This is a genomic window from Aquibium pacificum, from assembly GCF_040839445.1.
In the GTDB taxonomy this organism is placed as follows: domain Bacteria; phylum Pseudomonadota; class Alphaproteobacteria; order Rhizobiales; family Rhizobiaceae; genus Aquibium; species Aquibium pacificus.
Genome location: NZ_JBDPGJ010000004.1, coordinates 253,242 through 266,970, shown reverse-complemented (window position 1 = coordinate 266,970; position 13,729 = coordinate 253,242). Strand labels below are relative to the sequence as shown.

13 protein-coding genes are annotated in these 13,729 nt (G+C 65.4%); 10 read left to right on the top strand and 3 right to left on the bottom strand.

Annotated features, from left to right (window positions below):
- Positions 1-75: 75 nt before the first annotated feature.
- Genes ABGN05_RS17775 through ABGN05_RS17740 form a run of 8 tightly spaced genes read left to right on the top strand, consistent with a single transcriptional unit; the run spans position 76 to position 8,439 of the window.
- Positions 76-1,110 (top strand): ABC transporter substrate-binding protein, encoded by a 1,035-nt coding sequence (locus tag ABGN05_RS17775; RefSeq protein WP_367955383.1) that lies wholly within the window; start codon positions 76-78, stop codon positions 1,108-1,110.
- 4 nt (positions 1,111-1,114) lie between these two features.
- Entirely contained in the window at positions 1,115-1,930 is an 816-nt protein-coding gene (locus ABGN05_RS17770; protein WP_367955382.1) for an ABC transporter ATP-binding protein, read from the top strand.
- Entirely contained in the window at positions 1,930-2,745 is an 816-nt protein-coding gene (locus tag ABGN05_RS17765; RefSeq protein WP_367955381.1) for an ABC transporter permease, read from the top strand. The genes ABGN05_RS17770 and ABGN05_RS17765 overlap by 1 nt, the downstream gene beginning before the upstream one ends.
- A gap of 40 nt (positions 2,746-2,785) precedes the next feature.
- Positions 2,786-4,147 (top strand): FAD-dependent oxidoreductase, encoded by a 1,362-nt coding sequence (locus ABGN05_RS17760; RefSeq protein WP_367955380.1) that lies wholly within the window; start codon positions 2,786-2,788, stop codon positions 4,145-4,147.
- Positions 4,144-5,304: a CaiB/BaiF CoA transferase family protein gene (locus ABGN05_RS17755; RefSeq protein ID WP_367955379.1), complete on the top strand. Its 1,161-nt coding sequence runs from the start codon at positions 4,144-4,146 to the stop codon at positions 5,302-5,304. Before ABGN05_RS17760 ends, ABGN05_RS17755 begins: the two co-directional genes overlap by 4 nt.
- Positions 5,301-6,074, top strand: coding sequence for an enoyl-CoA hydratase-related protein (locus ABGN05_RS17750; RefSeq protein ID WP_367955378.1), 774 nt, complete (start codon positions 5,301-5,303; stop codon positions 6,072-6,074). Before ABGN05_RS17755 ends, ABGN05_RS17750 begins: the two co-directional genes overlap by 4 nt.
- A gap of 38 nt (positions 6,075-6,112) precedes the next feature.
- Positions 6,113-7,036 carry a LysR family transcriptional regulator gene (locus ABGN05_RS17745; RefSeq protein WP_367955377.1) on the top strand — a complete coding sequence of 308 codons (924 nt, stop codon included), beginning with the start codon at positions 6,113-6,115 and terminating at the stop codon, positions 7,034-7,036.
- Entirely contained in the window at positions 7,033-8,439 is a 1,407-nt protein-coding gene (locus ABGN05_RS17740; protein ID WP_367955376.1) for an amidohydrolase family protein, read from the top strand. The genes ABGN05_RS17745 and ABGN05_RS17740 overlap by 4 nt, the downstream gene beginning before the upstream one ends.
- A 35-nt stretch (positions 8,440-8,474) precedes the next feature.
- Here ABGN05_RS17740 and fdxA read toward each other — a convergent pair whose 3' ends face one another.
- The 3 genes from fdxA to ABGN05_RS17725 all read right to left on the bottom strand — a co-directional run bounded on the left by fdxA (position 8,475) and on the right by ABGN05_RS17725 (position 11,279).
- The gene (gene fdxA, locus ABGN05_RS17735; RefSeq protein WP_367955375.1) at positions 8,475-8,819 is read right to left on the bottom strand and encodes a ferredoxin; all 345 of its coding nucleotides are present in this window, start codon (positions 8,817-8,819) and stop codon (positions 8,475-8,477) included.
- Between the two features lie 317 nt (positions 8,820-9,136).
- Positions 9,137-10,120 (bottom strand): alpha/beta fold hydrolase, encoded by a 984-nt coding sequence (locus ABGN05_RS17730; protein WP_367955374.1) that lies wholly within the window; start codon positions 10,118-10,120, stop codon positions 9,137-9,139.
- Positions 10,121-10,244: 124 nt separating this feature from the next.
- Positions 10,245-11,279, bottom strand: a complete 1,035-nt coding sequence (locus tag ABGN05_RS17725) for a TRAP transporter substrate-binding protein (RefSeq protein WP_367955373.1) — start codon at positions 11,277-11,279, stop codon at positions 10,245-10,247.
- A gap of 317 nt (positions 11,280-11,596) precedes the next feature.
- On the opposite strand from ABGN05_RS17725, the gene ABGN05_RS17720 reads away from it, so the two are divergent.
- Both ABGN05_RS17720 and ABGN05_RS17715 read left to right on the top strand, forming a co-directional pair.
- Positions 11,597-12,334: an SDR family NAD(P)-dependent oxidoreductase gene (locus tag ABGN05_RS17720; RefSeq protein WP_367955372.1), complete on the top strand. Its 738-nt coding sequence runs from the start codon at positions 11,597-11,599 to the stop codon at positions 12,332-12,334.
- Between the two features lie 148 nt (positions 12,335-12,482).
- Positions 12,483-13,700: a cytochrome P450 gene (locus ABGN05_RS17715; protein ID WP_367955371.1), complete on the top strand. Its 1,218-nt coding sequence runs from the start codon at positions 12,483-12,485 to the stop codon at positions 13,698-13,700.
- Positions 13,701-13,729: the final 29 nt, after the last annotated feature.

The following is a 13,729-nucleotide window of genomic DNA, read 5'->3' as shown; positions in this document are numbered from 1 at the left end:
ATCATCCGGACAGGCCTGAGACGACAACAGGCGCAGGGGAACGCGCCGAGGCCCACCCAACGGGAGAACCGGACAATGTTTCGCAGCCTTTCCACGCGTCGAGAATTCCTTCGTACCGCCGCCGCCATTGGCGGCGTGGCCGCCACCCACAGCCTGATCGGCGTGACACGCGCGACGGCGCAATCGCCGGCCAAGATCAATATGCAGCTCGGCTGGCTCGCCTCCAATGGCATCCTCGGCGAGGTCGTCGCCATCAAGAAGGGCTTCTACACCGAGCAGGGCGTGGAACTCGAGATCACGCCCGGCGGACCCAACGTCGACGGCGTGGCGAGCGTCGCTTCCGGCCAGGCCATGATCGGCCAGACATCGTCGAGCCCCTCGGTCATGCTCGCCCGCTCCGCCGGTATCCCCATCAAGGCGATCGCAGCCGGCTACCAGAAGCACCCCTTCACCTATTTTTCGCTGGAGAGCGCCGCGATCCGCGAGCCGAAGGACATGATCGGCAAGACCATCGCGACCCAGCCGACCGCCTACATCCTGGCGCGCGCGCTGCTGGCCAAGAATGGCATCGCCGAGGATCAGGTGACGCTGGTCAACATGGGCGCCGACATGAACCAGCTGATCACCGGCCAGGCGCAGGCGGTCACCGGCTGGCTGACCAACACCAACGCGCTGAAGATCCTCGGCGACGACCGCGTCGACATGATGCTGTGGGACACCGGCATCCAGCTCTACGCCAACGTCTACTTCGCCACCGACAAGTCGATCACCGAGACGCCGGACCTCCTGGCCAAGTTCATCGCAGGCTCCGCGATGGGTTGGGGCTATGCCAAGGACAATCCCGAGGAAGCAGTCGAAATCCTAGTGGAGGCCTACCCGAACCTCGACAAGGCGAGCGAACTGGAGGCCGTCAAGCCGGTGCTGGAATTCAGCTTCGGCGAGACCACCAAGGCGGAAGGCTGGGGCGCGATGAACCGGGCCAACTGGGAGGCCCAGTTGAAGACCTACGCCGATCTCGACCAGTTCAAGGGCACGGTCCCGACGGTCGACGACATCATGACCCTGTCGATCCTCGAAGCCACCACCGACATCCGCAAGAAGGTCGGCTGAGGCCATGAACGCGAGCGCGCTGGCCCGGTCGGCCGCCCCGCCCGCGGCATCCGAGGACAAGGCGGCCGTCGCCGTTTCGGTACGAGACGTCGACGTCGTCTTCGGCGAAAGGGAAAATGCCGTGACGGCGCTGTCGGGGGTGTCGGTCGACATCCCCGCCGGGTCCCTGGTTACCATGCTCGGACCCTCGGGCTGCGGAAAATCCACCCTGCTGCGGGCCATCGCCGATCTCGTGCCGGTGAGCGCCGGCGAGATCACGGTGCTGGGGCGCACGCCGGAGCAGGCGAGGCGCGAACGCAACTTCTCCTTCGTCTTCCAGGACGCGACGCTGCTGCCCTGGCGCAGCGCCATCGACAATGTGCGCCTGCCGCTCGAGGTCGGCGGCGGCGGGTCGACCCATGCCGAGCCCGCCGAACTGCTCGAACTGGTCGGCCTCAAGGGGCGCGAGAACGCGCTACCGACCGAACTCTCCGGCGGCATGCGCCAGCGCGTTGCGATCGCCCGGGCGCTGGTGTCCCGGCCGAAGATACTGCTCATGGACGAACCCTTCGGCGCGCTGGACGAGATCACGCGCGACAAGCTCAACGAGGAGCTGCTGCGCATCTGGCAGGAGACCGGCACGACGATCATGTTCGTCACGCATTCGATTCCCGAGGCCGCCTTCCTCGGCCAGCACGTGCTGGTGCTCGCTTCCCATCCCGGCCGCGTCAAGGAGTTCATGACGGTCGACCTGCCCGCGCAGCGGCGGCTGGCCATGCGCGACACGCTCGAGTTCGTGCAGATCACGGCGCATCTTCGCCGGCTTCTGGAGGAATGCTGATGGCCGACATCGCGCATCGCGCCGCTGCCGAACCGCAGCATGGCCTGTTCGGCTTCGCCGACCGGTTCCGCGACAAGCTGCCGGCCACGCTCGCGGTGGTGGGGCTGATCGCGGCCTGGCAGTTCGTCGTCTGGGCTTTTTCCGTCCCGACCTACATGGCTCCCGGCCCGCTCGACGTGCTCGGATCCTTCCGCGACGACGGCTGGACGCTGTGGAGCAACTTCTGGCCGACGCTGTTCGAAGCCGCGCTGGGCTTCATCTTCGGCAACCTCATCGCCATCCTTCTGGCAATCTGGTTCGTCCACTCGCGAACGGCGGAGAAGGCCTTCTACCCGATCGCCGTCTTCATCAACACGATCCCGATCATCGCTGTGGCGCCGATCCTGGTGCTGATCTTCGGCAGCGGCTACCTGCCCAAGGTGATCATCGCGGCGCTGATCTGTTTCTTTCCGACGCTGGTGAACATGGTACGGGGACTGAAGGCCGTGCCGCCGGCGACGCTGGATCTGATGCGGGTGCTCTCGGCCTCGCGGTCGGAAGTCTTCTGGAAGGTCCGCATCCAGAGTTCGCTGCCGTTCCTGTTCGCCGCACTCAAGATCGCCAGCACGACCTGCGTCATCGGCGCGATCGTGGCTGAATGGATCGGCTCGAATTTCGGCCTCGGCGCCCTGATCATCGAGGCCACCTACAATTTCCGCTCGCCGCTGCTCTACGCGACGGTGTTCACCGCGGCGCTGCTGGCGGTGACGCTGTTCTCACTCGTCTCGTTCGCCGAGGCGCGCCTGATCAAGTGGAAGGCAGCCGACGTCCACTGACGCCGGCGCGCATCCGAAAGAAAGATATCCGGAGGAAGTCATGGCCGTACTGACCGTCAGAGAAGCCGCGCGCGACACGCAGGTCGCCGACAGGTCCGACGTGGTCGTCGTCGGCGGAGGGCCGGCCGGCATCTCCGCCGCCGTCTCCGCCGCCCGCAACGGCGCCAGCGTCACGCTGCTCGAACGCTATCCCTATCTGGGTGGCCTCGCGTCGGGCGGCATGGTGCTGGTGCTCGACGATATGCACAACGACACCGAGATCACCGTGCAGGGCATCTGCATGGAGATGATCGAGCGCATGAGCGCCTGGGGCCTGTGCGTGACGCCGCCGGACGCAGACCGCGCGCCCGGCATGCGCGAGACGGACGCCATGTGGCGCAAATGGGCACGGTGGGGACTGTTCGACTTCCACACCCATTCCATGCCGCACCCTATCTGCTTTTCCGCCGCCTTCGATCCGGACGCGTTCAAGCGCGCCTCTTATGCGATGATCGGCGAATCCGGCGTCAAGCTCAGGGCGCACAGCTGGTTCTCCTCGGCCATCGTCGAGGATGGCGCCATCAGAGGCGTGATCTGCGAGACCAAGGAAGGCCGCCAGGCAATCATGGGCGACGTGGTCATCGACGCCACGGGCGACCTCGACGTTGCCACCAGCGCCGGGGCGAAATCGCAGGAAAGCTCCTTCATCCTCACGCCCGTGTCGCGCTGGGGCGGCGTCGACACCGACCGCGCCGAGGCCTTCCAGTTCGACCACCCGGAGGAGTTCGCCAAGCTCGACCACGAGGCCAAGCGCATCATCGGCGGCTGCTGGAACTTCTGGTGGCTGAAGACGCCGCTGCCGGGCGTGATCTGGCTGAACTGCCCGCACATACCCAAGCTGCACGGCCTCAAGGTTGCCGACCTGACCGCGGTGGAGATCGAGGGCAGGAAGCGCATGGAACAACTGATGACCTTTGCCCGCACGAATTTCCCCGGCTTCGAGAACGCCTATGTCGTCGACTACGCGCCGCAGACCGGGGTGCGCCAGACGCGCATGCTTGAGGGCGAGTACGTGGTGACCAAGGACGACGTGATGACGCGCCGGCATTTCCACGACACGGTGTGCCGGGGCCGTGACTACTACACCCCCTACCGCGCCATGCTGCCGCGCGAAGTCGACCAACTCATCGTCGCCGGGCGGCACTACTCGGTAACGCCGCAGGCGCAGAAGTCGAGCCGCGAGATCCCGCCCTGCATGGCCATGGGCGAGGCGGCGGGCGTCGCCGCCACCGTGGCGCTGAACGCGGGCGTGGCGGTGCGAAGGGCCGACGTGAAGGCAATCCAGAAGCAGCTGCGCGCCCAGGGCGCCGATCCGGGCGACACGCCCTCGGGCAACGCAACCTTCCTGGAGGCCGCAGAATGACCCCGCTTCCCCTCGACAGCGTCCGGGTGATCGATTTCACCCAGGTGATGCTCGGTCCCTGCTGCACGCAGGTACTCGCAGACTACGGCGCCGAAGTGATCAAGATCGAGAAGGAGAAGATCGGCGACCTCTCGCGCTGGTCGCTCGGCTCCGATCCCGACGGCCTCAACAACCCGGTCTTCTGTTCCCTGAACCGCAACAAGAAGAGCGTCGCGCTCGACCTGAAGTCGCAGGAGGCGCGCGACCAGGTCCTCGACCTCATCGACGGCGCCGACGTGGTCGTCAGCAATTTTCGCCCCGGCGTGATGGAGCGCATGGGCTTCGGCTACGACGACCTCAAGGCCCGCAACCCCGGCATCATCTTCGCCGTCGGCACGGGATTCGGGCTCGAAGGCCCCAACCGCCACAAGGGCGGCCAGGACATCCTCGCCCAGGCGCTGACCGGCCTCATGATGCGCAAACCGGATCCCGCATTGCCGACGTCGATCTATTCGACGCCGCTCTGCGACTATTCCGCCGGCATGCACCTGGTGCAGGGAATCCTGCTCGCTCTGCTGCAGCGTCACAAGACGGGCGAAGGCCAGGTGGTGGCGGTCAGCCTCTACAATTCGATGCTCGCCCTGCAGATGCAGGAAGGCGCCACGCAGATGATGCGCGGCAAGGACCTGAACTGGGGCGCGTTTCCCTTGACGGGCGTATTCGAGACCACGGACCGCGCAATCGTCATGGTCGGTGCGTTCAAGCAGAACCCGCTGCGCGACATCTGCGAAGCGTTGGAAATCGACGACCTCTCGAAGCAGGAACGGTTCGCCGATTTCGACAGGCAGATGGAAAACCGCGCCGAGTTGCAGGCGATCTTCCGCGAGAACTTCGCCAGGAACTCCTCCGCGTACTGGTTGAAGCGGCTGGAGGACGTCGACATTCTGTGCGCCCCGGTCAAGACGCTCGCTGAGGCGCTGGGGGACGAGCAGACGCTGGTCAACCGGATGATCCTGGAGGCGGGACGCACCTCCGCCGGTCCAGTCCGCCTGATCGGCAGCCCGATCGACATGTCGGCAGCGCCCGTGACCGTCCGCCAGGCGCCGCCGCGGCTCGGCGAACACAATGACGAGGTTCTGGGGCCGGTGGTCGAACCGCGCCGCGCGGGGGTCGCGTGAGCGTTCGCCTCGACATAGCGGAACGCGTCGCCCGGGTCGTCATAGACCGTCCGGACAGGATGAACGCGATCGATGCGGCCACCGAGGCCGAGCTCGAGGCCGTCTGGCAGGAACTCGAGCATCGCGACGACGTCAGCTGCATCGTTCTGACCGGTGCCGGCGACAAGTCCTTCTCCGTCGGCGCCGACATGAAGAACGTGGGAAAATCCGGCCTCGAATACTGGGCCGAGGCGCGGCCGCACGGCTTCGGTGGCATCGCCTACCGGCGTACGCTCGACATACCGCTGATCGCTCGCGTCAATGGCTACGCGCTCGGCGGCGGCTTCGAGATGGTCCTTGGCTGCGACATCGTGATCGCCTCGGACAAGGCGCAGTTCGGCCTTCCGGAAGGTCGCGTCGGACGCATGCCGCTCGACGGCGGCATGGTACTCCTGCAGCGCAAGATACCGCACAACCTCGCCATGGGCGTGATGCTATCCGGGCGCCGCTTCTCCGCCACCGAGATGGCCGGCTTCGGCATCGTCAACGAAGTAGCTTCTCTGGACAAGCTGGATGAGGCGGTCGAGCGCTGGGTGGCGGACATCGTCGCCTGCGCGCCTCTCTCCCTGCGGGCGATCAAGCAGACGGTGAACCGGACCGGCCATCTTTCGCCCGCCGAGGCACAGGCCTTGCGGACACCCGCCCTCGTCGCCGCGCTTGCCAGCGAGGACGGGCAGGAAGGCGTACGCGCCTTCAACGAAAAACGTGCGCCCGTATGGAAGGGCAGGTAGGATCGTCTCCGGACATCACGGAGAGACGGTCTAGATCCATGCATGCAGCGGTCCTCCGCTACTTCGTCGCCGTCGCCCGGGCGGGTTCCATCCGTAAGGCATCCGACGAGCTGCACGTGGCGAGTTCCGCGGTCAGCCGCCAGATCCAGAAGATCGAGGACGAACTCGGTACGCCGCTGTTCGAGCGGCTGCCGAGCGGCCTGCGCCTGACGCGGGCGGGCGAAATCGTGATGCGGCACGCACGCGACACGCTGCACGAGTTCGAAATCATGCGCGGCGAGCTCGGCGACCTGAAGGGCAAGAAGACGGGCCGCGTGCACATTGCCTGTCTCGATAGCCTGGCTGTGCAGTTCCTTCCCGAGCGGGTCATGGCGTTGCACGGCCTTCATCCTGCGATCGACTTCCGCATCCGCAACGACAATTACAGCCAGATCTTCGGTTTCGTGGCCGATGGCGACGTGGACGTGGGCATCACCTTCGATCTCGCCCGGCCCGAAGACATACGCTGCGTGGCGAGCGTCGCGATGCCGCTCATGGCGATGGTATCGCGCAACCATCCGCTGGCGCGGTCGAAGTCCGTGTCGCTGCAGGAATGCGCGCAGTTCAACCTGCTGCTGCAACTCGACAACGAAGTGATGAGTTCGCGCATCGCCATCGAGCTTTCGGCACTCGACCGGACGGGCCGGACCCTGGTGGCCACCAACAACCAGATGATGCTGAAGCCGCTGATCCTCGCGGGCACAGGAGTCGCGTTCTTCACGCCGCTCGGGCTGCTGGAGGAACTGCGAGACGGCAGCGTGGTCGCCCTGCCGATCGCTGGCTCCCGGCTCCAGGAACTGGAGATCGGCGTCATGGTGCCGAGAAAACGGCCCCTGACGGGTGCCACCCAGGCCGTGGTCGACTACATCGCGGTCGAACTGCAAAAATTCAGCGACGAGATCCACGCGGTGCTGTCGCGATGAAGGCGCCGGTCGCTATCGGGCGCTATCTGCCTCGTCCCGGCGCGGAGCCGAGCCGGCGGCACGTGCTGCTCGACGTCGGCGAAGAAGAGATCCGCATCGCCGGCTCGAGCATCGACGGGCGCGGATTGCTGGCTATGCCGGCGCCGGTGAACGCGCACGACCACGGCTACGGCATCCGCACCTTGGACTTCGGCTGCATGGACGATGCCCTCGAGACGTGGGTGCCCTGGATGCGGTTGAGACCGCCGACCGACCCCTATCTCGAAGCGCTTGTGGCGTTCGGAAGGGTTGCGAAGTCGGGATGCGGCGCGACGATGCACTGCCACAACTCGCTCAACGCGGCCAGCCTCGTGGAGGAAGCCGCGGACGTCGTCCGCGCCGCGCGGGATTGCGGGATACGGCTCGCCCTCTCCTGTCCGCTGCTCGACGAGTCTCCCTTCGTCTACGGAGGTTTGGCCGAACTGCTGCCCGACCTCGACGAGGCCGACCGAGCACGTATCGGGCAGCTCGCCCCGAAATATCATCCGATCCCCGAACAACTGGCGGCAGTCGAGGAGGTCGCGCGGAACCACGCGGGCGGTATGGTCGACGTCCAGTACGGGCCGATCGGTCCGCAATGGGCGAGCAATGCGCTGCTGGAAGCGATCGCCGAGGCCTCCGCCCTGACCGGCCGCCGGGTCCATATGCACCTCCTCGAAAGTCCGAGACAGCGGACCTGGCTCGACCGCCGGTTTCCGCAGGGGATCGTTCGCTATCTCGACGAAATCGGCTTCCTGTCGCCGCGCCTCGCAGTCGCACACGGCGTCCAGTTGCGGGCGGACGAGTGTGAGCTCCTGGCCGAACGCGGCGTGATCCTCGTCAGCAATCCGTCGGCCAATTTGCGGCTCCGCTCGGGCATCGCGCCGCTCGGAGACGTCAGGCGCGCGGAATTGAAGTACGCTCTTGGACTCGACGGGACCGGCTTCGACGACGACCAGGACATCTGGCGCGAACTGCGGCTGTTTTCGCTGCTGCATGGCGGCCGTGGGCTCGACCCGGACATTCCGGCGGAAGAGGTGTTCGCGGCGATGCATGAAGGAGGATGCGCCGTGGTGAACCATCCCGCCCGACGGGACGTCGTCGTGGTCGACTATGCCGCGCTGACGGCCGACGCGATTTTCGACGATGAAGACGAGGCAGCCGTGCTGCTCGGACGGATGACGGCGCGGCATGTCAAGGAACTCCATGTCGCCGGACAACAGATCGTCGGAGACGGGAAGCTGATGACCGTCGATTACGATGCCGCGCTCCGGGAACTGGTGAATCAGGCGCGATCGGTCAGGCCGATGCTGGAAGCCAGGCGTAGCGATGCGGAGTTCCTATCGCAGATCGTTCGGCGCCATTATGCCACGCGATATTCGTGACTGGCGGGCGGGTCGGCGGCCATGCAGACCAACCGCTATGCCGTCCGCGACGTCTCGCGGATCGGCCGCGCAGCAACCAAGGGGTGGTCGAGATCGGTCGTATGCGCGGCGTCCCAGCCGCCCGGCGAATCCCAGCCGGTGACGCCTTTACCGAAGAATTCGCGGTTGGCGGCCTCGAACGGCTTCTGCTCCGGTTTCAGCTCGCCGTCCCAGACGATCGCATCGACCGGACAAATCGAAAGGCAGAGCCCGCAATTGATGCATTCGTCGGGATGGATGTAAAACATCCGCCCGCCCTCGTAGATGCAATCGACCGGACAGGCGGCCGTGCAGTCTCCGTCCTTCACGTCGATGCAGGGCTCCGTGATAATATAGGCCATCGCTCTCGCGCATCCGATGTCGGGGAGCAGTGTCGCATGCGGGAGCGTTCGAAAGAAGTATCGATTCCTGTTGGGGATGTTGCCGAAACGGCAACGAAGGGGGAGGCCGAGCCGTCTCCCGTTCCGCTGTCCTGTCAGGTCTTTTCTCCCCCGAGTCGTGCCGGCGATGACGGTCGTGCTGGGGATTGCGAGCCGCCTGACTCCCCGGAAATGCGCTGCCGTGGCGGCAACTGTGCCCTGAATGAATGCAGGCGCAACGGGACTGACCATCGATCCCGCGGCGGGGACAGGAGCGATGTGAGTAGTTGCCCCTCCTGTCAGGAATCGAGTTCCTTCAGGAAATCCACGATACGCGCATTCAGCTCATCCGTCGCTTCGCGCTGCAGCCAGTGCCCTGCGCCTTCGATGAGGTAGACGCCCCGGCAGTCGGCATAGCGCCGGACCGGATCGGCGTAGCGATCGAAACCCTGCATGTGGCGGGACGGTTCACGCGTACCGCCGACGAAGAACGCCGGCTGCTCGATTTTCCTGTCCTTGTAGACCTGCATCTCGTCGAAATCGATGTCCTGTGCCCGGTATCGGTTCAAGGGGCCGCGCAATCCGTGGGAGCGAAAATGGTCCGCATATTCGGCGATTTCCTCACGCGTCAGCCAGGCGGGGAACGGATCGGGTTCGGGCAGGCCGTCCAGCAGCGTCGTCGATCCAGCAGGCCTGACCAGCGCTTCGACCGGATCGGCAAGCGTCGTGTCGCCGGACAGATTGAAATGCATCACGCGGATGAATCTTTCGAGGTCGGCCTCGAACTCGGCCTCCGCCACGCCTTCCTCGCGCGTGAAATAGGCCTGGTAGAAGAGCTTGTCGGGATAGAGTTCGGCATAGGCTTCCGAAGGCTTCTTCGCCGGAGCCGGCGCGGGCGGCGAAGAGAGGCCGATGACCGCCCGAACCACGTGGGGGCGCATGTAGGCGGTGGCGTAGACGATCGGCGCGCCCCAGTCGTGCCCGACGAGCACCGCCTTCCCGTCGGTGCCGAGGGCGCGGATGATCGCCTCGTTGTCGCGGGTCAGCCTCTCCATCGTGTAGGCGCTGATCTCGTGTGGAGCGTCGGATCCGCCGTATCCGCGCACGTCGAGCGCCGCCGCCCTGTAACCCGCCGCCGCGACGGCCCGCATCTGCGGACGCCACGAGATCCATGCGTCGGGCCAGCCATGCACCATGAGCACGAGCGGACCTTCGCCGAGCGTGGCGACGTGTAGGCGGTTTGCGTCGGGACCTTCGACGAATTCGTGCCTGAATTCTTCCATCGTTCCGTTCCCGCGATCCGGTCGAGACACACTTGAGGAGGTCGGCCGCGTGTCGAAACCGCGATCGAAGATGTCTTCATGACGAGCAAGCGTCCGGCGGGTGCTGGACGCCTGCTCAATCCCGTTACTGGCTAGCCTTCTCGCCCTCTGCGATCGCCGCGCGTAGGGCGGCAAGCTGGCCGGCGGGATCCTTGACGCCCTTCTCCTCGGCGCGCTTGATCCAGGCTTCCTCGACAGGCTTGAGCTTTTCGGCGAGGTCGGCGCGAAGCTTCTCGTCGCCCTCGATGACCTCGTAGCCGTTGTCCCTAAATATCTTCAGGGCTTCTTCGTCGGCCTTCATGTAAGCGACACCGATGTCACGCGCGAGCTTCTCACCCGCGACCTCCTCGATGGCCTTGCGATCCTCCTCGGAGATTTCCGCCCATTTGTCCTGATTGATGAACATGAGGTTGACCGCATTCGACATCCCGCCAGGGATGATGGTAACGGCGTCGAGCAGATCGAGTTGGTTGAAGCCCGGGATCGTGTTCGGAATCGTGATCTGTCCGTCGATCGCGCCGGTCGCCAGCATCTCGAAAGCTTCGGTCGAAGACTTGAGGATCGGCACGCCGCCGAGCAGTTCCAGCGCCATGACCGTGTTGGGATTGGGGGTGCGCAGCTTGAGACCCTTGAAGTCGTCGACCGAATTGATCGGCCGTCCCTCGGTGTGCGGCTGAAGCGGCGAGATCATCCAGATCGACAAAACCTTGATGCCGTCGTACTCGCCAGCCGGTTCGATGTATTCCTTGAAATGGCGGTAGTAGGCTGGGCCCATGACGGCTGCATCGTTTCCGAGCAGGGGAAGTTCTCCGACTTCGGAAGCGACATAGCGTCCCGGCGTGTACGACGCGACCGTGAAGCTCATATCGGCGAGGCCGTCGCGCACGACTTCGATCTGGCTCGCCGCGGTACCGACCACCTTGGGCAGCACTTCCACCTTCACCCGGCCTTCGGTGACCTTCTCGATCTCCTCGAAGAACGGAACGTAGACATCGGTCCACAGGAAGTGCGCAGGTGGAAGCCACGAGGAATACTTGATTGTGGTGTCGGCCCAGACGGCCGTGGAGCCGAGCATGACGAATGCGGCAGTGCCGAGAGCGGCAAGTCTTCTGGCTAGCATTTGATCCTCCCAATCGTGCGCACGATCAGTTTCGCGCAGTCTGAGCGTCGCGGAATCCAGCCAGCTACGAAGTCCCCCGCGTTAGGGACCAGTCGGCGGCGGCAATCCTGCCCTCGGTCCATCCGGCGGATTCGCCTGCCGCCGTACCGGTTGCGTACGGACGGACCGGCTTCCACGGTGCGGGTGGAAATATCCGTTGCCCCCGTTGCGGGGGACTGTTCTTCGGTTGCCGGCGATCATTCTGAACGAGTTCCGGCGATCCGGCCGCGGGATGCCCGCACCGGCGGGGCGGCTTCAACGACCGGGAGGGAATGGGAATGCGTCTGGCAGGCAAGATTGCGTTGGTCACCGGTGCCGCCTCGGGGTTGGGAGCAGCCACGGCCAGGCGCTTCGTGGAGGAAGGCGCGAAGGTATGCGTCGGGGACATTCTCGAACCGGAGGCAAGCGCGGTCGTTGAGGGCCTCGGCGGAAATGCCTTCTTCCAGCGGCTTGACGTGACAGACGAGGGTTCCTGGAAGGCAGCGGTCGAGGCAATCCTCGGCAGGCACGGCCGTCTCGACATCCTGGTCAACAACGCCGGAACGGGGCCGGGAACGACCGATCTCTTCGAGGACAGCGCCTGGGAACGGCAGATCGCCATCAACACGAAAGGCCCGTTCCTCGGCATCAAGGCGGTCGTCCCCACCATGCAGTCGCAAGGCGGCGGCGCGATCGTCAACATCTCATCCATTTCCGCCAAGGTCGGCATGGGGCTGCATCTCGGATACGGCGGATCGAAGGGCGCGGTGCTAGGCATGTCGAAATCGGCGGCGGTGCAGTTCGCCCGCGACGGGATCAGGGTAAACGCCGTGATGCCCGGCGTCATGCCGCCGATGCGCAATTCGACCGTAAAGGCGGACCCCGCCACCCGCCAGCGCATGCTCGATGCCGTGCCGCTGGGTCGCATGGGCGAAGTCGAGGACATCGCCAACGCGGTGCTCTTCCTCGTTTCCGACGAGGCCAAGTACATCACCGGTGCCGAACTGCCGGTCGACGGCGGCTATCTCGCGCGCTGAGGAAAGCAGTCACGCGCCCGCCTGCCGCGGTCCCAGCCGGCGGGGACGCTGTTCGGGACCGAATTGCAACAGCATCGGGTCCACGGGCGCGCGGTTTGCGGAACGTCGGATCTCGAACCAGCCGGATGTCCGGACAGCGGAGGACGCCATGTCTCAGGCAGCCGAGACGGGAATGCCCAGGAAACCCCCGATCCTAGAGTGGGACCCCTATGCGATGGAGGTGCTCTCCGACCCCTACCCCTTCTACAAGGCGCTGAGAGAGGCTGCTCCCGTCGTGGAACTGGCCGGGCATGGCGTATACGCGGTGGGCGGCTACAAGGAGGTCCGCGAGGTCGTCACCGATCATACGCGGTTCAGTGCCGCGGGCAGCGTCGGCATCTACGATCCCCGCAAGCCGGGGTTCGAGGGTCGTCCGCCCAATCCGCTCGAAACCGACCCTCCAGAGCATGATCACGTGCGGGCGGTGGCGAACCGCATCATGTCGCCCCTGGTGATCCGAAAGTGGCGGCACGTGTTCGAGGAAAAGGCGGCCGACGCTATCGACCGAATACTCGCGGACGGCGGCGAGTTCGACGGCGTCGGCGACCTCGTGGAGCCGATCGTCTTCGGCGGCTTTCCGACTGCGATGGGGATCCGCTTCGACGCCGACGCCATCCGCGCGATCGGCTACATGTCCTTCAACATGAGCGGGCCGAAGAACGAACTCTACCGGAAGGGAGCGGCGGCCGGCGAACCCTACATGGAATGGTTCCTGGCCGCTTGCCAGTCCGACAGCGTCGCGCCCGGTTCCATCGCCGATCAGTTCTTCCAGGCCGAAGCCGCCGGCGACCTGCCGAAAGGCTTCGCGCCCAGCGTAACGCGGGCGCTGGTTCGCGGCGGGATGGACACGACCATGAGCGGCATGACCGGCGCGCTGCGCCTGCTCGCGCAGCATCCGGACCAGTGGCAGGTGGTGGAGGACAACCCCGCGCGCATCCGTTTCGTCTTCGACGAAGCGCTGCGATACGAGGCGCCGACCCACATCGTCTACCGCACCACGATCGACGATTGCGAACTGTCCGGCTACGCGTTGAAGGGCGATACGAAGATCGCCTATTTGCCCGGAGCGGCCAACCGCGACCCCCGCAAGTGGGACGATCCGGACAGGTTCGACGTCATGCGCGATACGGCGAACGTCCACATGTCGTTCGGCGCGGATCGCCACAACTGCATCGGCCAGAACGTCGCGCGGATGGAGGCCGAGGTGATGCTGCGGGAACTCTTCAAGCGCGTGAAGCGGCTTGAGCCAGCCGGCGATCCGCACTACCTGATTCACAACCAGCTCATCACCATCGACCGCCTGCCATTGCGTGCAATGCCGCGCTGATCCCGCCCGCCAGCGTTCGTCCTTACGTA

Bases quoted from the DNA above. Each gene is read 5' to 3' on its own strand.
- ABGN05_RS17775 (WP_367955383.1), top strand. From the start codon at position 76: ATGTTTCGCAGCCTTTCCACGCGTCGAGAATTCCTTCGTACCGCCGCC.
- ABGN05_RS17770 (WP_367955382.1), top strand. From the start codon at position 1,115: ATGAACGCGAGCGCGCTGGCCCGGTCGGCCGCCCCGCCCGCGGCATCC.
- ABGN05_RS17765 (WP_367955381.1), top strand. From the start codon at position 1,930: ATGGCCGACATCGCGCATCGCGCCGCTGCCGAACCGCAGCATGGCCTG.
- ABGN05_RS17760 (WP_367955380.1), top strand. From the start codon at position 2,786: ATGGCCGTACTGACCGTCAGAGAAGCCGCGCGCGACACGCAGGTCGCC.
- ABGN05_RS17755 (WP_367955379.1), top strand. From the start codon at position 4,144: ATGACCCCGCTTCCCCTCGACAGCGTCCGGGTGATCGATTTCACCCAG.
- ABGN05_RS17745 (WP_367955377.1), top strand. From the start codon at position 6,113: ATGCATGCAGCGGTCCTCCGCTACTTCGTCGCCGTCGCCCGGGCGGGT.
- ABGN05_RS17740 (WP_367955376.1), top strand. From the start codon at position 7,033: ATGAAGGCGCCGGTCGCTATCGGGCGCTATCTGCCTCGTCCCGGCGCG.
- fdxA (WP_367955375.1), bottom strand. From the start codon at position 8,819: ATGGCCTATATTATCACGGAGCCCTGCATCGACGTGAAGGACGGAGAC.
- ABGN05_RS17730 (WP_367955374.1), bottom strand. From the start codon at position 10,120: ATGGAAGAATTCAGGCACGAATTCGTCGAAGGTCCCGACGCAAACCGC.
- ABGN05_RS17725 (WP_367955373.1), bottom strand. From the start codon at position 11,279: ATGCTAGCCAGAAGACTTGCCGCTCTCGGCACTGCCGCATTCGTCATG.
- ABGN05_RS17720 (WP_367955372.1), top strand. From the start codon at position 11,597: ATGCGTCTGGCAGGCAAGATTGCGTTGGTCACCGGTGCCGCCTCGGGG.
- ABGN05_RS17715 (WP_367955371.1), top strand. From the start codon at position 12,483: ATGTCTCAGGCAGCCGAGACGGGAATGCCCAGGAAACCCCCGATCCTA.